Source organism: Alteromonas sp. AWM4_230, from assembly GCF_056158305.1.
Genome location: NZ_JBSWTB010000001.1, coordinates 277,396 through 301,918, shown reverse-complemented (window position 1 = coordinate 301,918; position 24,523 = coordinate 277,396). Strand labels below are relative to the sequence as shown.

Annotated in this window: 22 protein-coding genes; 12 read left to right on the top strand and 10 right to left on the bottom strand. The window is 42.7% G+C overall.

Annotated elements, in window-relative coordinates; genetic code table 11:
• Nucleotides 1-154: 154 nt before the first annotated feature.
• Nucleotides 155-556 carry a protocatechuate 4,5-dioxygenase subunit alpha gene (locus ACXACS_RS01245; RefSeq protein WP_474803094.1) on the top strand — a complete coding sequence of 134 codons (402 nt, stop codon included), beginning with the start codon at nt 155-157 and terminating at the stop codon, nt 554-556.
• Entirely contained in the window at nt 549-1,388 is an 840-nt protein-coding gene (locus ACXACS_RS01240; protein ID WP_474803091.1) for a class III extradiol dioxygenase family protein, read from the top strand. The genes ACXACS_RS01245 and ACXACS_RS01240 overlap by 8 nt, the downstream gene beginning before the upstream one ends.
• A 92-nt stretch (nt 1,389-1,480) precedes the next feature.
• Here the strand turns inward: ACXACS_RS01240 and ACXACS_RS01235 are convergent, their stop codons facing one another.
• Genes ACXACS_RS01235 through ACXACS_RS01210 form a run of 6 tightly spaced genes read right to left on the bottom strand, consistent with a single transcriptional unit; the run spans nt 1,481 to nt 7,192 of the window.
• Nucleotides 1,481-2,449: an aldo/keto reductase gene (locus ACXACS_RS01235; protein ID WP_474803088.1), complete on the bottom strand. Its 969-nt coding sequence runs from the start codon at nt 2,447-2,449 to the stop codon at nt 1,481-1,483.
• Nucleotides 2,450-2,479: 30 nt separating this feature from the next.
• A complete protein-coding gene (locus ACXACS_RS01230) occupies nt 2,480-3,418 on the bottom strand; it encodes a Gfo/Idh/MocA family oxidoreductase (protein WP_474803085.1) in 939 nt (312 codons plus the stop codon).
• Nucleotides 3,419-3,453: 35 nt separating this feature from the next.
• Nucleotides 3,454-4,344, bottom strand: a complete 891-nt coding sequence (locus tag ACXACS_RS01225; RefSeq protein ID WP_474803082.1) for an amidohydrolase family protein — start codon at nt 4,342-4,344, stop codon at nt 3,454-3,456.
• Entirely contained in the window at nt 4,341-5,360 is a 1,020-nt protein-coding gene (locus tag ACXACS_RS01220; RefSeq protein ID WP_474803079.1) for an amidohydrolase family protein, read from the bottom strand. The genes ACXACS_RS01225 and ACXACS_RS01220 overlap by 4 nt, the downstream gene beginning before the upstream one ends.
• A gap of 21 nt (nt 5,361-5,381) precedes the next feature.
• A complete protein-coding gene (locus tag ACXACS_RS01215; RefSeq protein ID WP_474803076.1) occupies nt 5,382-6,500 on the bottom strand; it encodes a 4-oxalomesaconate tautomerase in 1,119 nt (372 codons plus the stop codon).
• 5 nt (nt 6,501-6,505) lie between these two features.
• Complete coding sequence (locus ACXACS_RS01210; protein WP_474803073.1) at nt 6,506-7,192, bottom strand: 4-carboxy-4-hydroxy-2-oxoadipate aldolase/oxaloacetate decarboxylase; 687 nt, start codon at nt 7,190-7,192, stop codon at nt 6,506-6,508.
• 124 nt (nt 7,193-7,316) lie between these two features.
• Here ACXACS_RS01210 and ACXACS_RS01205 point away from each other — a divergent pair, with 124 nt between their 5' ends.
• Nucleotides 7,317-8,513 carry a LysR family transcriptional regulator gene (locus ACXACS_RS01205; protein WP_474803070.1) on the top strand — a complete coding sequence of 399 codons (1,197 nt, stop codon included), beginning with the start codon at nt 7,317-7,319 and terminating at the stop codon, nt 8,511-8,513.
• Nucleotides 8,514-8,523: 10 nt separating this feature from the next.
• Here the strand turns inward: ACXACS_RS01205 and pobA are convergent, their stop codons facing one another.
• Nucleotides 8,524-9,738, bottom strand: a complete 1,215-nt coding sequence (gene pobA, locus ACXACS_RS01200) for a 4-hydroxybenzoate 3-monooxygenase (protein WP_474803067.1) — start codon at nt 9,736-9,738, stop codon at nt 8,524-8,526.
• A gap of 127 nt (nt 9,739-9,865) precedes the next feature.
• Here pobA and ACXACS_RS01195 point away from each other — a divergent pair, with 127 nt between their 5' ends.
• Entirely contained in the window at nt 9,866-10,777 is a 912-nt protein-coding gene (locus tag ACXACS_RS01195) for a helix-turn-helix domain-containing protein (protein WP_474803064.1), read from the top strand.
• Nucleotides 10,778-10,865: 88 nt separating this feature from the next.
• A complete protein-coding gene (gene nhaC / locus ACXACS_RS01190) occupies nt 10,866-12,272 on the top strand; it encodes a Na+/H+ antiporter NhaC (protein ID WP_474803061.1) in 1,407 nt (468 codons plus the stop codon).
• 113 nt (nt 12,273-12,385) lie between these two features.
• Here nhaC and ACXACS_RS01185 read toward each other — a convergent pair whose 3' ends face one another.
• Complete coding sequence (locus tag ACXACS_RS01185; RefSeq protein WP_474803058.1) at nt 12,386-12,805, bottom strand: DUF6691 family protein; 420 nt, start codon at nt 12,803-12,805, stop codon at nt 12,386-12,388.
• Between the two features lie 20 nt (nt 12,806-12,825).
• Nucleotides 12,826-13,254, bottom strand: a complete 429-nt coding sequence (locus ACXACS_RS01180) for a YeeE/YedE family protein (RefSeq protein WP_474803055.1) — start codon at nt 13,252-13,254, stop codon at nt 12,826-12,828.
• A 281-nt stretch (nt 13,255-13,535) separates the two neighbouring features.
• On the opposite strand from ACXACS_RS01180, the gene ACXACS_RS01175 reads away from it, so the two are divergent.
• Nucleotides 13,536-15,296 carry a BCCT family transporter gene (locus ACXACS_RS01175; RefSeq protein ID WP_474803052.1) on the top strand — a complete coding sequence of 587 codons (1,761 nt, stop codon included), beginning with the start codon at nt 13,536-13,538 and terminating at the stop codon, nt 15,294-15,296.
• A 193-nt stretch (nt 15,297-15,489) separates the two neighbouring features.
• Nucleotides 15,490-16,119 (top strand): hypothetical protein, encoded by a 630-nt coding sequence (locus ACXACS_RS01170; RefSeq protein ID WP_474803049.1) that lies wholly within the window; start codon nt 15,490-15,492, stop codon nt 16,117-16,119.
• Between the two features lie 58 nt (nt 16,120-16,177).
• Here ACXACS_RS01170 and ACXACS_RS01165 read toward each other — a convergent pair whose 3' ends face one another.
• Nucleotides 16,178-16,426: a DUF2960 family protein gene (locus ACXACS_RS01165; protein WP_474803046.1), complete on the bottom strand. Its 249-nt coding sequence runs from the start codon at nt 16,424-16,426 to the stop codon at nt 16,178-16,180.
• Between the two features lie 93 nt (nt 16,427-16,519).
• Between ACXACS_RS01165 and ACXACS_RS01160 the strand changes: the two genes are divergently transcribed.
• The 5 genes from ACXACS_RS01160 (at nt 16,520) to ACXACS_RS01140 (ending at nt 24,494) form a co-directional block, all read left to right on the top strand.
• Complete coding sequence (locus tag ACXACS_RS01160) at nt 16,520-16,642, top strand: hypothetical protein (protein ID WP_474809343.1); 123 nt, start codon at nt 16,520-16,522, stop codon at nt 16,640-16,642.
• 331 nt (nt 16,643-16,973) lie between these two features.
• Nucleotides 16,974-18,500, top strand: a complete 1,527-nt coding sequence (locus tag ACXACS_RS01155) for an ATP-binding protein (protein ID WP_474803043.1) — start codon at nt 16,974-16,976, stop codon at nt 18,498-18,500.
• Nucleotides 18,500-21,664 carry a Z1 domain-containing protein gene (locus tag ACXACS_RS01150; protein ID WP_474803040.1) on the top strand — a complete coding sequence of 1,055 codons (3,165 nt, stop codon included), beginning with the start codon at nt 18,500-18,502 and terminating at the stop codon, nt 21,662-21,664. Before ACXACS_RS01155 ends, ACXACS_RS01150 begins: the two co-directional genes overlap by 1 nt.
• The gene (locus ACXACS_RS01145; RefSeq protein WP_474803037.1) at nt 21,664-22,626 is read left to right on the top strand and encodes a PD-(D/E)XK motif protein; all 963 of its coding nucleotides are present in this window, start codon (nt 21,664-21,666) and stop codon (nt 22,624-22,626) included. Before ACXACS_RS01150 ends, ACXACS_RS01145 begins: the two co-directional genes overlap by 1 nt.
• On the top strand, nt 22,626-24,494 hold the full coding sequence (locus tag ACXACS_RS01140; protein ID WP_474803034.1) for an AIPR family protein: 1,869 nt from the start codon (nt 22,626-22,628) through the stop codon (nt 24,492-24,494). The genes ACXACS_RS01145 and ACXACS_RS01140 overlap by 1 nt, the downstream gene beginning before the upstream one ends.
• Nucleotides 24,495-24,523 lie beyond the last annotated feature (29 nt).

Below are 24,523 nucleotides of genomic sequence, written 5' to 3'. Positions count from 1 at the left end.
CCATAATGGTTAGTGCTGTATTTGTACCAAAACCATGCGTTTACTCACCTTCGACAAAAATCTATGAAATGTACAAATATTGATGCGCTTTCGCCATTATAAAAGCAAGGCGCATTTATATAATAAAGGTACGTTTTAATTTGGAATACGTCTAATGACTTGGCAGAAAAAAGATTACGAGGACATTCCTGGTACCTATGTGTTCGATGGTAAGCGCGCTCACCCTGCTTATGCTCTAAATAAGCTACTGTTTTCTTTTAACAATGAAGAAAACAGAACGGAATTTGATAAAGACCCTGCAGCGTATTGTGACAAGTATGGTGTTAAAGGTGAGTATAAAGACGTCGTGGTAAATTCTGATTTTCTACAAATGCTTCGATTAGGCGCCAACATATACTTCATGGCAAAAATGGCTATTCCTCGCGGTGTGTCTGTACAAGACGCAGGTGCTGCTTTTCAAGGTATTACAACGGAAGAATTTAAGCAGAACTTGGTGGCCAAAAGCGACGGTCTTATAGAAAAAATTAAGAAAAAAGGAGACTACTGGAATGGCTAAAATCATTGGTGGAATAACCAGTTCGCACATACCTGCAGTTGGCAACGCTATTACTGAAGGTCTTCAGCAAGAGCCTTATTGGAAAAGGTTTTTTGACGGGTACGGACCTGCGAAAGACTGGTTAAATGAAGTAAAGCCAGATCTGGTGATTGTTGTATACAACGACCATGGCTTAAACTTTTTCTTAGATACCGTTCCGACCTTTGCTTTAGGGTGTGCAGATGAGTATCACAATGCCGATGAAGGGTGGGGCTTAAAGCCGGTTAACCCGTTTAAGGGTAATGCACCACTCTCTTGGCATATCGCAGAGTCGCTTATTGAACAAGAAATAGATATCTGCACTTGCCAAGAAATGAAAGTCGATCATGGTTTCGTTAATCCTATTCGCGCGTTGTTCGGCGATTGCGAAGAGTGGCCGGTAGAAGCTATTCCGCTTGCTGTAAATACAGTACAGCACCCAGTACCAACGGCCGCCCGTTGTTTAAAACTAGGCAAGGCGTTGGGTAAAGCACTGGAGTCATATCCTGAAGACCATAAAGTTGTGATATTGGGTACGGGCGGCATGTCGCACCAGCTTCAAGGCGAACGAGCCGGTATTATAGACGTCGACTTTGATCTTGAGTGCATGGATAAGATAGCTGAAGAACCTGAATGGATGACGCAGTTTTCAAATGCTGAAATTATGGAGCGAGCGGGAACAGAAGGTATTGAAACCATAATGTGGCTGGTCATGCGCGGTGCGCTAAAAGACGATGTTAACGTGATACACAAGCACTACCATGCACCTATTTCAAATACGGGCGCAGGTGTGTTGGTTTTAGATAACCGCTAAGATAACGCGGCGTACATAACGCCGTAAGCATAGCGTAAAACAAAAAAGCGGCGAGTACATGTGAAGTACTCGCCGCTTTTTATTTAGCAGTATTAAAATTCTTCTGTGTCTATATCAGCCTGTGCAGCGGCCGGATATCTTGGGCCTTGCACCGTTTCTTGATTAATTAACTGACCGGCGCGCACTAATATATTGCTATCAATGGTTAATTCGCTCGCCCGCAAATTCTCCTCTAAATGAGTGATAAAGCGGGTGCCGGGTAAAGCGTGTATATAGTCTGCTTGTTTCAAAACCCAATGAATGGCCAGTTGCGCGGGTGTGCATTCAGCTTCATTTGCTAAGGCTGCAAATTGGGCGAATAAACGTCGGTTTTGCTCCCAGTTTTCACCTTGGAACCGAGGCATTCCCCGCCTAATATCACCACTATCTAAGTCATCAATATGGGCAAATGTATTACTTAAATATCCACGTGCTAAAGGGCTAAAGCCAACGAAAGCAACGTCTAGTTCTTCGCATTTTTTCAGAACCGCAATTTCTGCATTACGTGTCCACAGTGAATACTCTGTTTGCATCGCGGCTATTGGATGAATGGCGTGCGCTCTAATAAGCGTTTCGGCAGACGCTTCAGACAAACCAATCGCGCCAATCTTGCCTGCTTTAACCGCATTTGCCAACGCGCCAACACTGTCTTCTACCGGCACGTTAGGGTCAATCCTGTGCAAATAGTACAAGTCGATAAAGTCGGTTTGTAAGCTTTTTAACGCATTATTAAGCGTAGCCTCTATAGCTTTAGGCGAGCCATCAATAGTGCGCTTGCCGTTCACGCCAGTCATCCCGCACTTACTGGCCAGCAAAATCTTGTCTCTGAAGGGTTTTATCCCTTTTCCGACAATGCGCTCATTTTCTCCGAAGCCATATAATGCCGCAGTATCAAAATGATCGACGCCTAAATCATAAGCCTTGTGTAGTAAATCGATAGCATCATTTTCGCTGAGTTTGCCAGAATAGGCATGGCTAAAGTTCATACAACCAAAGCCAATCTCACCCACCTGTTTACCCAAAAGATTACGCGTTTTAATAATCGCCTCCAATTACGCTAGTTGTTGCTCAAGGTCATGAAGCACTTTATAGCAGCCCAATACGCTCGCCACGCTAGCATTGGGTTGGCGGCCTTCTTTTATCGCGCTAATAAATTCGCGGTCTTGTAGCTCAATACCATTTAATGATACATCAACGGTAGACACATCAATTGGTTCTTCATGGCCGTTAACAAGGTCGTCGTATCTTGCGATATAAGTGCCGTTGTCGCAGATGTATCGGAAGAATGTACCTAACGGTCCGTCATTATTGAAAGATAGCGAAAGGGTACAAATGGCGCCATTTTCAGCTTGAAGCTGAATTGACATATCCATAGCAATACCCAGTTCAGGGTGAATCGGCCCCTGTACGGCGTTCGCTTTTACAATAGGCGAGCCTGCTTGGTAGGCAAATAAATCAACCGTATGAGCAGCGTGGTGCCAAAGCAAATGGTCTGTCCAAGAACGAGGCTCACCTTTCGCATTAATGTTTTTGCGACGAAAGAAATAAGTTTGAACGTCCATTTGCTGAATATTTAATTCACCCTTGCGCAAACGCTTATTTAGCCATTGATGAGATGGGTTAAAGCGGCGAGTATGACCCACCATGCATACCAAATTAGACGCTAGTTGTGCATCCATAACGGCTTGAGAGTCTTCCCAACTGTCGGCGAGTGGTATCTCAACTTGTACGTGTTTGCCCGCCTGCATGCATAAAATAGACTGCTCGGCATGCATCTGGGTGGGGGTGCAAAGAATAACGGCATCGGCATCAGAGGTTAGTGCCTCTTCAAGTGTGGTGTACACATGGGGAATCTTGTACTCATCGGCAACCGCTTGCGTTTTTTGCGGGTTTCGGCCCACTAAACCGACAACCTCAGCATCATCAATTTTGCTCAATGCATCTAAGTGCTTTATACCAAAAGCGCCAGGACCTACAACTATAATTTTCATAAAATCTTCCTCAATTTCAAAAGCAGTATCTAGCCTTAAGACCAATAAAGCTTCATTGGGTTATCAACCAAAAGTTTGCGCTGTAATCTTTCTGTAGAGGCAATAAGCGGAATGAAATCAACCAGCTTTCCGTCATCCGGCATGTGACTTTTCATATTCGGGTGAGGCCAATCTGTGCCCCAAATAACACGGTCTGGAAAGCGTTCAACCACTTCTCTGGCGAAAGGGATGACATCGTGGTAACCGTTACTCGGCCCAGCCAGTGAGATTCGCTCTGGGCAACTCACCTTCGACCAAAAATTGGTGTTCTCTGTCATTAGTTTTAGAAATAACCCAAACTCTTCACCGTCTACCGGTTTACTCACGTCGGGACGACCCATGTGATCAACAACAACCGTGGTAGGCAGTGCGGTAAAAAACGAATAAAGCTCTGGTAGTTCTTGGGCTTCAAAGTAAATAACAATATGCCAGCCAAGTTCTTTAATGCGATGCGCTACTGTATTTAATGCATCAAACGGCAGGGCATCGACTAAACGTTTAACAAAGTTAAAGCGCACGCCTCGTACGCCAGCTTCGTGCAGTGCATACAACTCTTCATCTGAAATATCAGGTTTTACGGTGGCAACGCCTCGCGCAAGTCCCTGAGAGTTGTTTAGCGCATCAACTAATGCACGGTTGTCGGCACCGTGACATGTCGCCTGCACAATAACATTTCGGCTAAAACCTAAATAATCACGTAGCGCCCACAACTGCCACTTAGATGCGTCACATGGTGTGTATTTTCGCTCAGCAGCAAAAGGAAATTGTTCACCAGGGCCAAACACATGGCAGTGCGCATCTACCGCGCCTTGCGGTAATGTAAACTGTGGTTTCGACGGTGATGGGTGCCAGTGTAACCAATCTGGATCAACGGTAAATTTGCTCAAAGCCCCATTCCTTTTAGTTTGGCATCTAGTCGAGGGTATACCCTACGAGCATTGCCAGAAAATATTAACTGCTTATCTTCTGTTGGAATATCCAACGCATCAATATAGCGTTTTGTGTCATCAAAATAATTACCCGTTTGAGGGTCAATACCTCGCACTGCGCCAATCATTTCTGAGCCGAATAGAATGTTTTTAATGTCAATAACATCGAACAACAGGTCTATCCCAGGTTGATGGTAAACACAGGTGTCAAAATACACGTTTTGCATTACATGTTCATCGAGTGGAGGCTGCTTTAGCATATCAGCTAAGCCACGATAACGCCCCCAGTGATACGGTACGGCGCCGCCGCCGTGTGGAATAATAATGCGTAGTTCGGGGAAGTCCTTAAATAAATTGCCCTGCAAAAATTGCATGAATGCCGTGGTATCTGCGTTCATATAATGAGCACCCGTAGCGTGGAAGTTCGCGTTACACGAACCCGACACGTGGATCATGGCTGGTACATCTAGTTCTACCATTTTTTCATAGAACGGATACCAGCTTTTGTCCGTTAAAGGCGCTGATGTCCAATGGCCACCGGAGGGGTCTGGATTTAAGTTGCAGCCTACAAAGCCCAGCTCATTAACACAGCGCTCTAGCTCATCTATAGAGTTTTTAATTGGAACACCGGGTGACTGGGGTAATTGGCACACACCAATAAAGTGTTGAGGGTATAAATCGACAACGCGCTTAATCAGGTCATTGCATGCGCTGGTCCACTGCTTTGAAACTGCTTCATCGCCAACGTGGTGCGCCATCGCAGATGCGCGCGGCGAAAATATTGTCATGTCTGAACCACGCTCTTTTAGTAACTTAAGCTGGTTTTTCTCAATACTTTCTCGAATTTGGTCATCGCTAATATGAGGAACTTCAGGTAGCGCCTTGCCGTCTTTAAACGCTTTAATTTGCGCCTCTCTGAAAAGCTGTAGTGGCTCGGGTGCAGTGGTGTAATGTCCGTGGCAATCAATGATCATGTTCGGTCCTCTTTATCGTTTTTATTCATGAGCTAGTGTAGGGTCAGAGTCGGGAGCAAACACCGTTCCCTGCATGAGCAGTCTGGCTGTGCGCAGTAAAGCGGCGCGCTTCACTTCAAATGTTTCGAATGCATCAGCATTTGCGACCTCCATATCTACCTTGAACGCTCCCGTTGGATGCTCAATTGCAAGGGGCACAGCAGATTGCAATTCGTTATCACGTTTAGCGCAATGGCGGCGATAAAGGTCATAGGCAACGGTGCCTTTTGCCAAGCAAGCCGTCGCAACGCTAACTGAGCCTAAAACGCCAATAGCGTCGTGTACTCTGTGTGGAATAAAGGTGCGAGTATTGATATCTCCGCCATTTAGAGGGGCAGAAATGATCGTCATCTTAGGGACCGTTTTAGCCGTGACATCGCCTAACTGCATCATTTCGCCAGCCTTAAGCCTGATGGCTTCTACTTTTTGTTTTAAGGCGGCATTACTTTCTAATTGTTCTGGTGTTTCGCTTCCCTTAAGTCCCAGCGAGTGAGCATCAATAAGCACGACCGGCATACCATTATCTATACACGTAATGTTAATTTCTTCTACGGTATTTTGAGCAGCTCCAGTGGGGAATAAGCTTCCACAGGAAGAGCCTGCAACATCTAAAAAGTCAATATAAACAGGGGCGGCGGTATTAGGTACGCCGTCAATACTCGCACAGCCTTCGTAATTGACCACGCCGTTAGGCGTTTGAACTCTTATTACAGCGAACGTGTTGGTATTCACCATGCGAATACGTACATCGGTTGTCGTGTCCTGCGCTTTTACTAGCCCCTGCTCAATAGCAAACGCACCCACGCCGGCAAGAATGTTTCCGCAGTTTTGCGTATCGCTGACCTGGGCTTTATCTACCGCTACCTGTAAAAATAAGTAGTCAACGTCGGCTTCTGGATTAGACGACGGGTTTACAACGGCCACCTTACTTGTTAGCGGGTGACCACCGCCCACACCGTCTATTTGCCGGCTATCGGGGGAGCCCATAACCGACAATAAAAAGGCATTTCTACGATGAACATCAAGGGGTAAATCTTTGGCTAAAAAATAGAGTCCTTTAGAGGTTCCGCCCCTCATTAGGCACGCAGTTACGGCTTTCATAAGTGCTATTGCTCACCGTGCTTTACATAGCGAAGGCCTTTAGCTGCCAGGCGTTCGCGCATATTATAAATATCCAGACCAAGCTCACCTTGTTCAAGACGTTTGCGTTTGGATTCTTCGTTTTCTACGCGCAGCTTAACCTTTTCAAACGTGTCATCTGCTTCTTCTTGTTTAACCACCACAACGCCATCATCATCAGCAACAACAATATCCCCAGGGTTTATCAAAGCACCTGCACAAACAACAGGTACATTAACACTAGCAATCGTCTCTTTTACTGTGCCTTGCGCAAACACGGCTTTAGACCACACGGGGAATTTCATGTCAGTTAAGGTAGCGATATCGCGAACACCTGCATCAATAATCAGCCCTCTTACCCCTCTTGCTTTTAACGATGTAGCCAATAGGTCACCAAAAAAGCCATCTGAACAAGGGCTGGTTGGCGTAACAACCAATACATCTCCTGGCTGACACTGCTCAACCGCGACATGAATCATCCAGTTGTCTCCCGGCGCTACTTGGCATGTAACCGCAGGGCCGGCTATTTGAGCAGGTCGATAAATAGGGCGCATATCTTGCGCTAAAAGACCCTTTCTACCCTGCGCTTCATGAACGGTAGCAACCTCTGACCCCTGATATTTTTCAATGGTTGACAGAGAAGGTCGTGGGCAGTCTGTTACGCAAATAGCCATTAGGATATTCCTTTAATATTGAAGTCCCTCGATTATGGATAACTCGGCGCTGAAAAGAACGTTAGATTGCTGCCCTTTACTATTAATTTTTTCTATAATGACTAAAAAACATTAGGGGCATACGTTGATTTTTAATACGCGTCACTTGCTTAGTGCTATGAAAGTTAGAGAGTTCGGCACGCTAACCGAAACGTCTCAGCATATTCATTTATCACAATCGGCCTTAACGCAAGGCATCAACAAGCTGGAGTCTCAGCTTGGCCACATAATTTTCGAACGCACCCAGTCAGGTATGTTTACAACAGATGTAGGCGATGTTTTTTTGAAGCGGGTAACAAGAGCGTTCGACTATTTACTGTCTTTTGCCAATAACGTGTTTGAAAAAAGTGCGAAGAGAAAAGAAGGGTTTTTACGGCTGATTACAACCCGTCAACTTATTGCATTAATTACGGTTGTAGATACCGGAAATTACACCAACGCAGCGACAAAGCTGGGTTTAACGCAGCCAACGCTGGGTAAAACGATCAAAGACCTAGAATTTACGCTTGAACAAAAGTTATTTCGTCGAATTCCCACTGGTGTTGAACCAACATGGAGAGCAAAGCAGCTTGCTCGTCTTGCTCATTTATTTGTAGCTGAAATTGAACAAGGGCTGCAGGAAGTCAACGAGTTCGTTGGGCAGCGCTCTGGCAAAATACGTATAGGCAGTTTGCCGCTGGCAAGGGCAAACATAGTACCTATGGCGGTGTTGCGGTTATTAGAGGAATATCCCCAAGCAGAAGTGAGTATTGTTGACGGCCCATATGAGGAACAACTTGTTGGCTTGCTGCAAGGGCAAGTTGATATCATTGTAGGGGCATTGCGTGCCCCCAACCTTGATAACACAATCACGCAGCACAAAATGTTCGACGATAAACTGCACCTTGTAGCGCGCAAGCACCATCCTTCTTTAGCGACCATAGAAGTGGGGACTTACGCTTCCAACATAAGTAAATGGCAGTGGGTTATTCCCAAAGCCGGTACGCCAACGCGAAAGGTTTTTAATCGCATGTTCGAGCTTGAAGCTATGCCGGTACCCAAAGATATTATCGAATGCAGTTCTATGATGGCGATCCGCGGGATCTTGTTAAAAAGCGACAGAGTAACCTTGTTATCTGCAAGGCAGGTTCAAGACGAGATCGATGCTGGTTTGCTTTATGTAAGCCCTAACCCGTTGCCAGATAGCTGTCGAGAAATAGGCTACACACTAAGACGCGATTGGCAGCCAACAGCACTTCAAAGACGCTTCCTTGAAGTGCTAGATGAATATAAACGTAACTGAACGTCTGCGGCTAATTACTTAAGTTTTCATAGGGCATGCCTACATACTGGTTGGCAATAACCTTTTTCCCTTCCTCGGTAGACGTGTAGTAATCCAGCTCAGAGTTCATGAATCGCTGAAATGTCTCTGGGCCCATATCGTTGACATGCTCATTATCGAAATTATGCAGCATGTTCGAGAGCCACCACGAAAATCGTTCGCCGTGCCATACCCTTCGTAATGCAATTTTTGAATAGTCTTCAATATGTGAGTTGTCGCCTTCAAGATAAACGCGACAAAGTATTTTGTACAAAGTTGCCACATCGGATGCTGCTAAATTTAAGCCTTTTGCGCCTGTTGGGGGAACAATATGTGCAGCGTCTCCAACAAGAAAAAGTGCACCGTATTGCATAGGTTCGCAAACAAAAGAACGCAAAGGAGCAATACTTTTCTCAATGCTTGGCCCAGTTATGAGCTTTTGGGCAACCTCTGCAGGTAAGCGCTTTTTAAGCTCATCCCAGAACCTTTCGTCTGTCCAGTTTTCTACCGCGTCATTGGCAGGCACCTGAAGGTAATAGCGCGAACGCGTAGAAGAACGTCTGCTTGCTAAAGCGAAGCCCCGTTGGCTTTTGCAATAAATAAGTTCTTCACTAACAGGCGGCGTATCGCTCAGCACTCCTAGCCAGCCAAATGGGTAAACTCGCTCGTGCTCTGTTCTTTCCGACTCAGGAATAGTTTTACGAGAAACACCGTGAAAACCATCACATCCAGCGATATAGTCGCAATTAAGCTTATAAACATCGTCCCCTTTTTTGAAAACCACATAGGGCGATGCGGTATCAATGTCGTTCAAAGTCACATCTTCAACTTCGTAGAAGCTGTTTAACTTTGCGGCCTCGCGCGCTTCCATAAGATCTTTAGTGATCTCGGTTTGGCCGTAACACATAACAGCTTTGCCGTCTGCCAACGCTTTTAAATCGATATGGACCATTTTATCGTCAATGGCAATCTCGAAACCATCATGCACTTCACCTTCTTTGTCCATGCGAGCACCAACGCCGGCCTCTCGCACAAGATCGGTAAACCCCTGTTCCAAAATGCCCGCTCTAATACGACTTAAAATATAATCTTTGTTTGCTCTATCTATAACAATGTTATCTATGCCTTGCTTAGCTAAGAGTTGACCAAGTAATAAACCAGAAGGGCCAGAGCCAACAATAGCTACTTGTGTGGTTAATGTTTTCATCTTCACTACCTTTGCGAATATTGTACAAATAGTGTGAAGTTAAATGCGGTAACAAATTATTAACTTTTCACTCATTTTATTGTACTTTTCAATCAAGTTAATAATTGTGATTAATATGGTTTTTAGAATGGCATCGCAAATTCATCAATATCCAAACTACGACCTATATGGGGAAAGTGGGCTTATAGAAAGGCCGGGAGCGGTGCATTTGGAAGATATCTCCACGCGAAGTGAAAGCCTGGACTGGGTAATAAAACCGCACAGACATGCACATTTATTTCAAGTGTTGTACATTTTAGATGGGCAGGCAAACGTTACGTTAAACAAAAAAACAATCAGCATAAGGGGGAAATGCTCAGTAACTATTCCTATGGGGGTAGTACATGGCTTTACGTTTCAGCCAAACATTAAAGGTTTTGTACTATCTGTTACAAGCGCTATCTTGGGCGAAGAAATGCAAAATGCGCAAGACACCGCCATAAACAACCTTTTCTATTCTGCTCATGTGTTTCAAGAAGACAGTCAGCAGTTTAATAGGTTAACGCGATACTTCGTTGATATTCGCGACGAGCTAAAGCGTGCCCCACAAAATCAAGACCAATCATTGCTGTTGCTAACAAAGCTTGTGTTGTTAACCCTTCAACGACTAGCAACTGAGCAGCAGCTTGAATACAGTGCTGGGCCACATGAAGCGCGCATATTGACCAAATTTAAAAGGCTAATAGAAGAGCATTACCTAGAGCACTGGCCCTTATCCAAATATGCCAGCGAACTATTTGTTTCTATGTCTAGCTTAAATCGCCTATGTAATAAAAATTTAGGAGAGTCACCCAAAAACATTATTCAAAGGCGATTAATTGACGAAGCGAAACGGAAATTGGTTTACACCCAACAACCAATACAAGACCTATGCTACAGCCTTGGCTTTAAGGATTACCCTTACTTCTCAAGGTTCTTCAAAAAACACATAGGCATGACGGCGGGTTGTTATCGACAATCTTTTCAAAATGCTCCTCGGCAGCAAGGCAAACCTGAGTAGGTAATGACTAACACTGCTCTTTTCTTGATCACAACACATCGCAAAGTCGTTATACTATTCTTACCACTTAATTTTTAAGCGTATCCACGTGTCACTAACGTCGCCTCCATCTTTGCGTAGCCCCAGTTTTGCTCAGTCACTGCTTTGTTTTGGCGTTATTGTTGCGCTAATCGCAGGTGGATTGTTCGGCTTGAGTATTAGCCTGCATGCGCTCATATTTGTATGTTTGCTGTGGGCTGGGGCGAATGCTTTTAGTTTGGGGTACACGTACCTGCAAATTCGCGAATTAATGACCAGCGCATTAACCCGGGCCATGCCGGCCATTTATATCTTCATACTTATTGGAATGGTTATCGCCAGCTTTATGCAAAGCGGCACTATCTCAACGCTCATTTATTATGGGTTAAGTTGGCTAAACCCCAGTGTGTTTCTGGCAGTGGGTTTAATTCTTTGTGCGGTAATGTCGGTATCAACAGGCACATCGTGGGGAACCGTAGGGACTATGGGCGTGGTGCTAATGGGTATTGGCGCTGCCATGAATATACCGCCTCCCATTGTAGCGGCCATGGTGGTATGTGGAGCAACCTTTGGCGATAAAATGTCTCCGGTTTCTGATACCACCAACCTCGCAGCAATGAGTGCTGGCACGAACCTCTATCGGCATATGTATTCCATGCTTTATACAACGGTGCCTAGCTTCCTTCTTACTTTCGTTATTTTCTTGGTAATAGGTTTTAGTTACGCAAACCAGAATTTAAATGTTGAACAGGTAGTTGAAATTAAAGCAGCGCTTGCCACGCATTATAACCTTGCGCCCTATATAACACTGTTACCGCTGGTGCTACTTACGGTACTAAGCATTAAAAAAGTGCCGGCAGAAGTCACCATGTCGTGCAGCATTCTGCTTGCCGTTATCATCGCTATTTTCTACCAAAACGCTAACACCATAAGCGTACTCAATGCCCTTTGGGAAAACACCCCTCAAAATACGGGTATCGAGAACTTAGATGCGCTTCTAGGTCGGGGCGGCATCAGCAGTATGAGTTGGACCTTACTGCTTGCCCTAATGGCAATTGCATTAGGCGGTATATTACACGGTGCGGGCTTTTTAGCGGCGCTACTGGCGGGCTTCATCACGCGGGTAAAACGCACAGCAAGCTTGATAGCGGTAACCATAGCCTCTGGTTTTTTGGGCAATGTGGCTATGGGTGAAGCCTACATCTCAATCATATTAAATTGCCAGTTATTCAAAGCAAAATATGAACAACAACAGCTAGACCCTGCTGTACTGTCTCGGTCGGTAGAAGAGGGCGCCACCATGACCACAGGCCTTATACCTTGGACAACCGCAGGCGCGTTCTATTCTGCCACCCTTGGGGTTGAGGTGCTCGATTATGTACCCTATGCCTTTTTCAACTATCTAAACGGCGTTATTGCCGTAACTATGGCCGCCTTGGGAGTAGGTTTATTGAAAGGGAAAACCGCAAATCGTTAAGTGAGCTATTTGCACTTTTTGTAAGTGGCTGCCACGGTTTATCCTCTAGAGGGGATAATTACGACTTTATCTCCACCAGGGGATAAAGCCGCAAGGAAAGAAGCAGTTATGTTTTAAGCCGATTTAGGCTTCAACCAATGCTGCGCCAGCATACCGACAATCATCGCACCAACAAACAACAGCACATCTGTTTGAAGCGAGGCGATGGCAACCACGGCAGGGCCTGGGCAAAAACCGCTGATGCCCCAGCCAATACCAAAAGCAGCAGAGCCTAATATCAATTTAGCGTCGATAGTTTTACTGGTTGGTATATCAAACTTATTCGCAAACAAGGGTTTGCTGCGCTTGCGCACCCAGTACATGCCTGGTGCCGCCACCAAAATAGCGCCGCCCATTACGAACGCTAACGTGGCATCCCAGTTGGCGCTTAAATCTAAAAAGTTAAGCACGCGGGCAGGGTTGCTCATACCTGATATAAGAAGGCCTAAGCCAAACAACAGCCCACAAAGTAGCGAGGCGATAATTGCTCTCATAATATTCTCTCCTTGGTTATTTACAGGTGCCTGATAATTGTGGTGGTAAGTACAGCCGCACCCATAAACGTGAGCGTGGCAACAATAGAGCGGGGAGATAATCGAGATAAGCCTGCAACACCATGGCCCGATGTACACCCAGAGCCAAGACGTGTACCAAAGCCTACGAGTAAGCCAGCCACAACTAACCATGCCGAGCTCATTTGCGTTTGCACCTGTAAATCCCCAACAAACACCATGTAAAGCACGGCAGATAAAACAACCCCTACTAAAAACGCCATGCGCCAGTAGCGTTCAATGCCGCGCTGTGTCATCGCGCCTGCAGCAATACCTGAAATGCCCGCAATACGGCCTAGGGTAAGCAGTAATAAAACCACCGATGAACCTATCAGCAGCCCGCCTGCCAAACCGGCAAGCGGCTCAAAGGGAGTTGATGTCCAGTTTTCCAAAATGCTCTCCTTAAACCTTCTACAACGTAAAAAACGTAAAGCTGAAATTTAAATATAATAATATTCTAATGTTTTAAATTTTACGGCTAAATGACCGGAAAGTCTGTTAATTCAATCGTGCAAATACACCAATCTGCCCCGTCTTAGTATTTAGCGCTTTATCTCACTAATAGCTGCAATAAAACAAGCAAGCCGTAAATCTGTTAAACTATTTTAAAAGATCGCCCGTTTAAAGCTGTACAGCATAATGGCGTCTATAAAAATAAAACAAAGGATCGTGTATGAGTAGTAATACCCGAGATGCAGCCTCATCAAAGGCTGGCACTGAACAGGAAACCGCGTTTAGCGTAATCGATAAGCCTACGTTTTTTGGCTCTCTTATTCTTCTTCTTTCCGTCACCATTCCTCTTATCATTTGGCCCGACCAAGGCGCACAGTGGGTAGCCACGGCCAAAGAATTCGTTACCAGTAAACTGGGTGTTTTATACCTGTTACTTGGTGTAGGCGCAGGTGGCTTCATGGTGTACATCATGTTCAGCGATATCGGCCAAATAAAACTGGGCGAACCTGAAGAAAAGCCCGAGTTTTCGCCCGTGTCCTGGGCTGCTATGCTGTTTTGCGCCGGCATTGGGGCGTCTATCTTGTACTGGTCTATGATTGAGTGGGTGTACTACTACCAAGCGCCGCCGTTTCACATAGAAGGCGAAACCCCTGAAGCCGCTAAATGGGCCGCGGCCTATGGCATATTCCATTGGGGGCCGTTAGCCTGGGCTATCTACCTTATTCCTGCGGTACCTATTGCCTACTTCTACTACGTACGCAACCACAGCGTACTTAAAATATCCGAAGCCCTAATGCCGGTAATAGGCGAGAAAATGGCTCACGGCTGGTTAGGTAAAATTATCGATATCAGCTTTATCTTCGGCATGCTAGGTGGTGGGGCTACCACGTTAGGCTTGGCGGCACCTATGATAAACGAAGGGGTGCACGAACTATTTGGGGTACCTAAATCGCTAACTACGCAGGTGGTGGTGCTAATAACCTGTACCGCCATATTCGGCTACAGCGCGTATGTTGGACTTAAGAAAGGCATTAAGCTGCTGTCAGACATTAACTTTTGGCTGGCCGTAGGGTTACTGCTATTTATCTTCATTGTTGGGCCCACGCTATTTATGGCCAATACCGGCCTAGACGCCCTGGGCCGAGTACTTAGCAACATCATTAAAATGGCCACATGGCTAGAACCCTTCGCCGAATTCAACGGCTTTGAAAACACCCACTTCCCACAAGACTGGACTATATTCTATTGGGCTTGGTGGCTGGTGTTCGCGCCAAGCGTAGGCTTATTCATTGCCCGTATTTCAAGGGGCCGTACCATTCGAACCATGGTGGCAGGCTCTATGTTCTTCGGCACCATGGGCTGCTTCTTATTCTTCATGGTAATGGGGAACTACGGCCTGTATTTACAGCTATCGGGTGAACTAGACGTAGTTACCATACTGAATCAAGAAAGCCCTACAGCGGCTATTTTTGCCATGCTGCATACGCTGCCGCTCGACTACTTAGTTATTTCTGTATTCACGCTACTGGCACTAATCTTTACCGCCACCACGTTCGATTCCATTTCTTACATTTTGGCTGCCGTAGTACAAAAAGAAGTAGACGAAGAGCCACTGCGCTGGAACCGTTTATTCTGGGCCTTTGCACTATCCTTCATGCCCATAGTGCTTATGTTTGTTGGCGGGTTAGAAACGCTACAAACCGCATCGATAATAGGGGGCGTACCGCTACTAGCCGTAGCCTTCTTGTTGTGTGTTGCCATTGTACGGGCCGCAAACTACGACATGCGTTATCAGCCCGACTACTCGGTAAAAGAAATTAACATAGGCGAGTTCCCAGACGACGACCCATGGAGCGAAGAGGGCAGTTGGGACATTGAAGAAGAAGCTGAAGAAGACGTGCCCATAGCTGCAAAACCCAAACCGCGCGGGCCAAAAGACCATATTGAAGGCGACCCGCACAGCAAACCATCGCGATTGTAGGCTTTACCGAACAGGTCATAAATAAGGATTAACTTACAAATAGTGATTAAGTTATAAAGCAAAGCGCTGCCAAAAGGTGGCGCTTTCTTCATTTTAACGCCGCACAATTAACTTTCACAAAAGGCGTGCTGTGTTAACGTAGCCACCACAAATAACCTAGTTTTTTAGCAACAACGTTCAAGCCAATAGCAGCATGTCAGTAAAGAATTACCAAAAATTCTACCAGCCTCTAATAGCCGTGAATTCAGAAGACTTTGGGCGCTGCTTTTATTGTGGCTGCGAAACTGCACGCCAAGACTTTATTCCGCCCATAAAATTCATTCACGACTGGCAAAGTGGCCATCTACAGGCCGATTTCATCGTTGTACCTTCATGCAACGAATGCTTCGACCTGCTAAAAAACGAAAACAACGGCACCCTCGAACCAAGAATAAACACCTTAAAAAAGCGATTGGCAGAAAAGTATAAAAAGGCCATTAGGGTATATAACCACTGGAGCATGGAAGAAATTGAAGAAATGGACGCCGCATTTCAAATAAGCCTAAAAGGCGGTATGCGACTAGGCAAAGAAACCCTGTCACGCCTTCAGTTTTCTGGGTTCGACTATGAAGTAAACGGCAGCATAACGCGGGTAGCAAAACCACAGTGCGAGGTGTTTAAGGTATTCGATGAAGAATTTAGCAGCTTTAGAGAAGCGCTAGCCTTTGCCAGCGCCACTTACAAAATAAAGAAAAGCCGACTAAGCCAGCTTTATTTCGACAACGATGAAAGCTTCGATAGGGCGATTGAGGCTTTTCATGGGTTGGTTGAAGGTAGAACATGAAAATTTAATTGATGGTTTTGCGTTCTAAAGTCAGAGTTCGAACCCTATCGGCCCACCATTATTCTTGACCGTTCTTTAAGAAGTACAAATCAGAAAACCCCATCTTTGCGAATTCGGTATCTCTGAAGTTTCTTACGGTTTTTTTGTCTTTACTAATAGCGGAAAGTTGCTGTTCAAGTTGCAGGAACTGGGAAAGGTCTACTCCCTCAGCATCGGCAACGGCTTCATGCATATTTTGATGGCGGCTGTAAGAAAAATTTATCTCTTTTGCCACACCTTTAAACTTATAACGTACTTTATGGGCCATGTTCTACTCACGTTGGTCGATGTAATTCAAAAACGGTTTAACCGCTATTATAAACTCAATTAGCGCTAATGATTAGCGTGTTAAGAGATGCGGGTGGCGAAACTGCAGCGCAAGGTGTTTGAAGTATTTGATGAAGAGTTTAACAGCTTTACGGAAGCGCTAGCCTTTGCCTGCGCTACCTACAAAATAAAGAAAAGCCGGCTAAGTCAGCTTTGATTATGAAAAGAAATCTAGGGCCCTATTAATCACTCAATAAGAAAAATACTTATGTTCGAAAGATTGAATTTTATACTTAATAAGGGTTAGACATATTTAATCGGCTTGTACGTTCACCTATGATGATAATCTGTTCTCACTATCAGTTGCTCAGTTTAGAAAGTTAAGAAAGGGCATGTTGCTGATTTTCTAAAAATGGTTCATGGTGCTGTTCAAGGAGGCCAGTAAATGTGTTTTACTGAGAAATCTGATATGTTACCTTTCGATTTTTGAAAGTAAGGCTGTTGTTCTTAGCCAATGGAAGAAGTTTTACAAGGAATGTTAGCTTGAAATGAATGTATCCAAAAAAGCTGAACGGAGATACGTTTCCGCAATTCCAAACCCAGAATATCTAATCAAATCAATTTCTGAGCAAGGCTATTCTCTTGAATCTGCAATCGCTGATCTTGCGGATAACTCTATCACCGCTGGCTGCGATAGTATTGAGATCCTTGTAGACACTGAAAAATCACCTTTTCAACTCTTTATATGTGACAACGGCGAAGGCATGTCTCCAAAAGAGTTAGAACAAAACTGTAAATTTCCAAGTAGTTCACCAGAGCACGTAAGAAGCGCGATGGATTTGGGGCGTTTTGGATTAGGAATGAAAGCCGCGTCTTTTTCACAGTCCAGAAAGTTTACCGTTTTATCGCGAAAAAAAGGAACAGACCGCTACCATGCTTTTACTTGGGATGTCGATTTTATAAAAAAAACTGGAGAGTGGCGTTTAATAATAAACTCAGATGCTGAGGTAGACCGTTTACTGCAAGACTACATTCGATTGAGAAGTTCTTATGTTGACCCTATTAAAGGATTCGAAGCGAACACAATTATTATTTGGTCCGGCCTATATAAGTTTGAAGACTACTTAAATGAAAAAAACCGTTCAAAAGCGCTAAATCGTGAAGTTTCAATAAATGTTTATGAGCATCTAGGTATCGTATTTCATAGATTTATTGAAGATAAGAAAAAGTCTTTAAAAATTAGGGTGAACAACCATCTAATCCAGTCTTTCAATCCATTTCCCGAGACTCATAAAGGTCTTAGAAGCATCGAATACAGACAAAAGCAATTTGGTAATGACAATATCAAGTTAGAGGGATTTGTACTTCCGTCTATCGCCCTTGACGAAGTAAAAAGTGAAAAAAATTGCTGGACTACGTCAAATAAAAGTTTAATTGATATGGAAGGAGTATATGTATACAGAGCTAATCGTTTGATTTTATACGGCGGTTGGAATGGCCTAATAAAGAAATATCCGAGGCTACAACTTGCAAGGTTGAGAGTTGATATCGGCAATAGTGCAGACCACCTATTACATCTTAACGTAGCGAAATCAGCGGTTATTATTCCGCATGACTTAAAAGAGGCATTTGAAGGTTACATTCGCGTCCTAACCACTGAAGCTACGAAAGAATACACCAATAGAGGTTTACGCAAATTCCCTGAACGAAAGAAGAAAGTTGATTTATCGCTATTCAATAAAGTTCACACAAATAAAGGGCCTATGCTTGAAATTAATAGTGAGTACCCGTTAGTTGAAATGTTGCGGGAGTCATTAAATGAGGAGCAAAAAAGCCATTTCAACTTGCTCCTGCGTGTGTTAAATCACTCTACTAACAAAATCCGAAATATTCACGAAGGGCAACCTCACTATGAAGTTTATTCAAAGCAAGAGGTTAACTCGCTTCAATACTTTGTTGAAAAGGCCAAAGAGCACGAGTTCCCTAACTCTTTTATTATCGAGCATATACGACAAAACTTCGGAATCAGCGAGACTAATCTTCCAAGCAATGTTTTAAAGTTACTGGAGCAGTAATGTTAAATTTTCAATTTGAATATCAAAACGCAATAAAACATCAATTTGCTCGTCACCAAAAAGAATTTACGTCAGGCTCACTGTCCAAGTTTTTAGAAGAATCATATGAGAAAACTCAAGACGCGGTGATGGCCATTGCGAACCTCTCTGGCTGGCCGTCAATATCAGAGGAAACCTTTGAAGAGTATTTTGATGCAATAAGAAAGGAAGTTTTGGCTACTACAGTAACAACAGTAGATGACCTAAATATTTTATCTAAAAACAAGGACACATGGCTGAATGGCTCTAGAGATGCAGAAATTAAGTGGAACTATACATCAAGATATTTGAAGCATTTATCAAATACGGGAAGAGCGGATACGGTAGTTCGAGAAATAGAGGCTTCGTCGAAAAAAATTCTTGGAAAACTGGGAGATCCTAAAAATGAAAATAGCTTTTTGATCAAAGGGTTGGTTGAAGGCGATGTGCAGTCAGGTAAAACCGGGAATTTTAACGCAGTAATCAACCGTGCAATTGATGCCGGCTATAGGCTTATTATCGTACTTTCAGGTCTTATGGATGATTTGCGTGTGCAAACTCAGGAAAGAATACAATTGGATGTAATAGGTGAAGGAAAAAAAGGGAAAGTAGGGGTCGGGCTAATCGAGTCTTTTGGTATTGATGTTGGATCGCCTGTCCAGCAAGTTAACTCTATAACTTCAGAAGATGCAGACTTTAGCAGTCCACTCGAGAAAGCCAATTTCTCAATGAAGCCTATAAACATTCTAGTATGCAAAAAAAATGTCAGTATTCTAAAAAATCTACTCATTTGGATTAACGAGAATTTATCTGAAGGGGAAAGCAAGCATGCTACTCCTTTCTTACTGATAGACGACGAAGCTGATAATGCATCTTTGAATAATGAGGGACACAAAGGGCAGGAATATGCATCAAAGATAAACGGCCACATTAGAGCGCTTTTGGATCTTTTTCATAAACGTTCATATTTGGGGTATACAGCAACGCCATTCGCAAATGTAATTCAAGATAGAAACGATGTTCCCGATAATGCATGGGAATTGACTTACAAAACTAAACAACAAGATAAGTCAGTTAAATTCAGCCAGATAAACAACTTGTTCCCAGATGACTTTATAGTGCAATTGAACTCGCCAACTAACTATGTCGGTGCTCAACGAATTTTCGAAACCCTATCTGATGAGGGTGTACCTAAATTGCCGGTTGTATTTTCTATTGACGATTACTCTGATGACTTTCCAAGTCGTGTACTAGAAGTAGCTGAGGAAGAAGTCATTGGTGTCGAGCGCTTTGACTCCAAACCTGATTGGGAAAAAAAGAACGGTAAATTTGGTACTTATAAACATTTCATTAGCTACTCTGATTACAGAAAAGGAACTAGAGCCGCAAAGGCGATAGATAAATTCCCAAAAAATCTTCCTGATTCACTTAAGCAGTCTGTTATGTGTTTTATTCTAGGTATTGCAGTAAGGGAACTGCGCCAACCCAAAATGCTTACGTCTAATCTGTATCAACCTCACAATACAATGCTTGTGCATATATCTAGATTCACGGCATGGCAGTCAAAGACAAAAAGACTCCTTAAAACATATTACTCAGATTTGATTTCGCGACTAGTAATGGATAAACCAAATGCACCTGGCTCTGTATATCTGCAATTTGAGAAGGTCTGGAGAAGGTATTATCACGACATAATTTTGAATATTAGGGAGTATTTGCCTAAAGGTTATGTAGATGAATTCATGACGCCTACTTCTTTCAACTCTGTCTTACCTGGATTGATAGATGCCGCTAAAGATATTGATATATTAGCGTTGAATAGCCAAACCAATGATGAGCTAGATTATAAAAAAAGCGATCCTAAAAAAGTAATTGCTATAGGAGGTAATCGGCTTTCAAGGGGCTTCACTTTGGAGGGTTTAATTACTAGTTATTTTGTTCGAACTACTAACTATTCAGATTCGCTACTGCAAATGGGGCGATGGTTTGGTTATCGCCCCGGGTATCTCGATTGCTGCAAGCTTTTTACCTCTCAAGATTTAATAGACAAATATGACTCGACAACTCTTTGTGTAGAAGAACTAAAAGCCGAATTTAAAAAAATGGATGATCTGGGCCGTACTCCAAGTGACTTCGAATTAAGAGTAAGAACACACGAAGGAGTTCTACAAATTACACGGCCTTCTATTTTGAAGAATACGGAGTTGGTGAAATGGTCCTATCAAGACTCTTTACAAATGAGTACATCAATTAACGTTGAAAAGGACCATATTTCAAATGTTTGGAGCGCATTCAAAGCCAAGCTCTCACCGGTAATGGCCGATGCTGAAATGAGGGGAACTTTACTTTGTAAGCAAGTTAACTCTGAATTAATTCTGGAAATCTTAAAGGCTCAAAATAATTTCGACCCTACGAAATGCGAACTTATGGCTGCGTACATAAAAAAGTGTAACGAAAAAGGACTTCTTCAAAATTGGACTATTGCGATAAAAACGACTGGTACGTCCAAAAGTTCAAATGGGCTGGGCCAACTAGGTACTGCTGAAAGTGGCTTGCCAATTGATGTAACTTTAGCCGTTCGACGTGGGCCAAAGCCCGGAGAACGTTTCTTCGATGAGTTAATTAAAAACTCTACTTTCAAAGCTACGTCAAAGTCTGCAAACATAATGTCTAGTGGTAGAGACATGGCAGCTGCAATTACTGAAACCACTGCGAATATGGCTGACACTGAATACTACAAGGAACAAGCTTCAGGTCTTATGAAGCTGGATCCTTCATTGAGTGAGAATGAAGCACTAGAAAAAGCCAAGCAAAAAAATGTTCCAGAAAGAGTTTACCGCGAAAAGCTATCACCAGAAGAGGGTATTTTGATCGTGTATCTTTTTGACTCTTATTATTCATTTAGGCAAGAAAAAGGCGAGGAGATTCCAGAGTATTCTGCATGGGTTAGGGAAAAAGGGATAGACCTAAGTGTTCCTCTAATTGGCTTGGCAATAGGATTTCCGCCTATCAGCCGTAACCAAGATCCCAGCGGTGTATATGTAAAAGGCGATTACAATTTGCAAGAAATGAGTGAACTCGAAGAAGACGATTGTAACGACTTTGAGCAAGGTGGTTCGGCTTTACCAGATGATGTGAATATTTAATGAATTTAAGTAGTAAGTGGGCTCAACTTGACAGCGCCATATTGGATGGAAAAGGGTTAAAGACTATTAGGTTATCGGAGCTCTGTATATTAGAACTATTTCTAGCCATTGACAAAGATAAATGCCGTTATCTCATTCTCCATTTACCCGATAATTTTCAGCCATCTATCGAAATTTTAGAGAATGAGAATATTGTATTAACTTATTCCCGCGCGCAACAGCTGATCGCAATAAAGTTAATTGATATAGAATTTGATGATTTATTTGACGATCTAATAGTGTCAATGTTTAACGCAATAAGTAAAGAGTCATCAATTGAGATAGCATCGAAACGCATGATAGAAAATTTCGTCAAATGGAATCAATTTTTTCGTAAATTAGAGAAAAAGGTATATAGCGAAAAAACAATTCTAGGAATTTGGGGAGAGCTATTTATTCTGAAAAAACTTGTTGAGAAAAACTCGAAGGCAATCGAAGTTGACAGAGTTTTAGAAGCTTGGACAGGCCCTTTTGATTCGGTTCATGACTTTACGTTTAGCGATATAAGTATTGAGGTCAAAAGCAAGCTTTCTACGCAAAATTCTATAAATATTGCAAGCGAATTTCAATTAGATTCCGGGGCAGTAGAAAATTTAGAGCTTTGTATCGTTAATGTTGAAAAAGACGTTAATGGTCTAACTATCGAAGATTTATATAGCAAAATAAAAAAAATTATATTAGAGAAAAGTGCCGACCTCTCGCTGTTTATAGCTCGCTTAATTGCCTTGAAACTAGATGAACGCAATTTGAAAAGATACGAAAACTATTCATATAAAGCATCGAGAGTTACATATTACAATTGTCTAGACGAAAAATTCCCCAAAATTGTTCGAAGCAGGCTTATTGATGAAGTATTTTCAGTCAAATATAAATTAGATGTTTCCAGCTTGAATGAATTTATTTTGTACACGGAGAAGTATTAGTGTCATTTCAATCCCTTATTGATATTCGAGACGAGTTACTGGAAGCATCAAAGGATGAGCATGATTTTGTTCAGCAATATGCACTTCTAGAACAAATACCACCTCATTTAGTAGACACAAAGTTAATTGACTCTGAGGATATTAACAGCGCTTATTTTTCCTCAGAAGCTGATAACTTAAAACTAAATGGGTACACCATAAATTTTACCGGCGAGCGACTACAGATTTTTATTATTAATGATAAATATCTGTCACAAAGTGACAATGACATCCTCGTTTCTCAGCGTTCAGAATATGATACCGAGTTTAAAAAAGTCATCAGATTTATCACTTCTGCGATTAAGGGAAATTTAGATGACTTACAAGATTCGGAACCAGTAAAGCCACTTGTTGCTAAACTAAGGTCTATTGAGGGCTTAAAAGCCTTTGATGTAATTGAAATATTCTTAGTTTCGTTGTCAATAACAGTAATGAACCGTGGTGGCGAGGCACATTTAAAAAGCATCCATTTCGAAGAAGAAAACAAAACATTCAACGTAAAGCAAAACGGCGAGGTTTTTTCAAAAGAACTCCTATTTGTTAGGCGAGTAATCGACTTAAATTACATAGCCAATTGCCTAGTATCTCAAGGAAGAGGTAAACCTCTTAAAGTTGTGTTTAAGGACGTTGTAAACAAGGACATTGAAGTTATTAAAGCTGCGGAGGAAAGTGAGTTTGAATCCTATCTTTGTGTTTTGGATGCCGATATGCTCGCTGACCTTTACAAGCGCTATTCCTCCCAGCTGTTAGAAAAGAATGTCAGATCTTTCTTACAGTTTAAAGGCGTCAATCGCGGCATCAAATCTACGATTAAAAATGAGCCAGAAAAATTTATTGCATATAACAACGGTTTAACTATTACAGCTACTGATGCGAAAGTCTATTACCAGAAGAAGTCTTGGTACTTGTCCTCTTTGGAAGACTTTCAAATTGTCAATGGTGGTCAAACTACGGCAAGTATTTATTTTTCACGTAAAGAGGGACTGGATATTTCCAAGGTTAAAGTCATGGCAAAAATAAACGTTGCCAAAAACAACAAGACCTCTGAACTAGACGATTTAATTTCAAAAATCAGTGAATATTCAAACAGTCAATCAAGAGTATCGAGAGTAGATTTAAGATCTAGAAGCCCTAAACTCGTTCAGTTAAAAAGGTTAAGTGAAACCGTGATAACACCATCTGGCGGTTATTGGTTCTTTGAGCGAGCAAAAGGTGAATTTAATACACGAGTAAGAAAGGACAACAATCCAGCTAAACTTAAAAGAGACTTCCCCACGAGTAAGCGTTTTACAAAAGAGCTTCTAGCTAAATATTATTGTGCTTGGGGTGATATTCCATACTTAGTAAAGAAAGGCGGTGAAAAAATCTTTCGATTATTTATAGAAGAGCTGGAGCCTGAAGAGGGTGAAGGTATTGAGATAAATAGAGATTTTTATGAGCGATTAGTAGCTAAAATGATTCTTTTTAGAAAGATGGAAGAGATCTATGGAGCTGGAAAAAATGCTATTGGTCAACTGCGTTCAGCTGCTGTTCCTTACTCTATTGCCGCAATTTATGCTTATACAGATGGAAACCCTAAGTCAGCTAACTTTGCTTTAGATAAGCTATGGAAGCAAGAAGTCATTAGCGGCGATCTAGAAGATATGTTGTTTAAGTTACTCTCTTTGGTGAATGATTTAATAAAACGGTATTCGTTAAGTGACGACTGTAGTGAATATGCCAAAAAGTCCGAGTTGTGGAATGTTATTAAAAATTCTAAAGAATTAAACCATTTTTATGATTCCAATGAGTTTCAACTTTCAATAAAGAAGTACAGGGCTATCGATTAATTAATATTTATGTAGCTTAAATTTTTGAT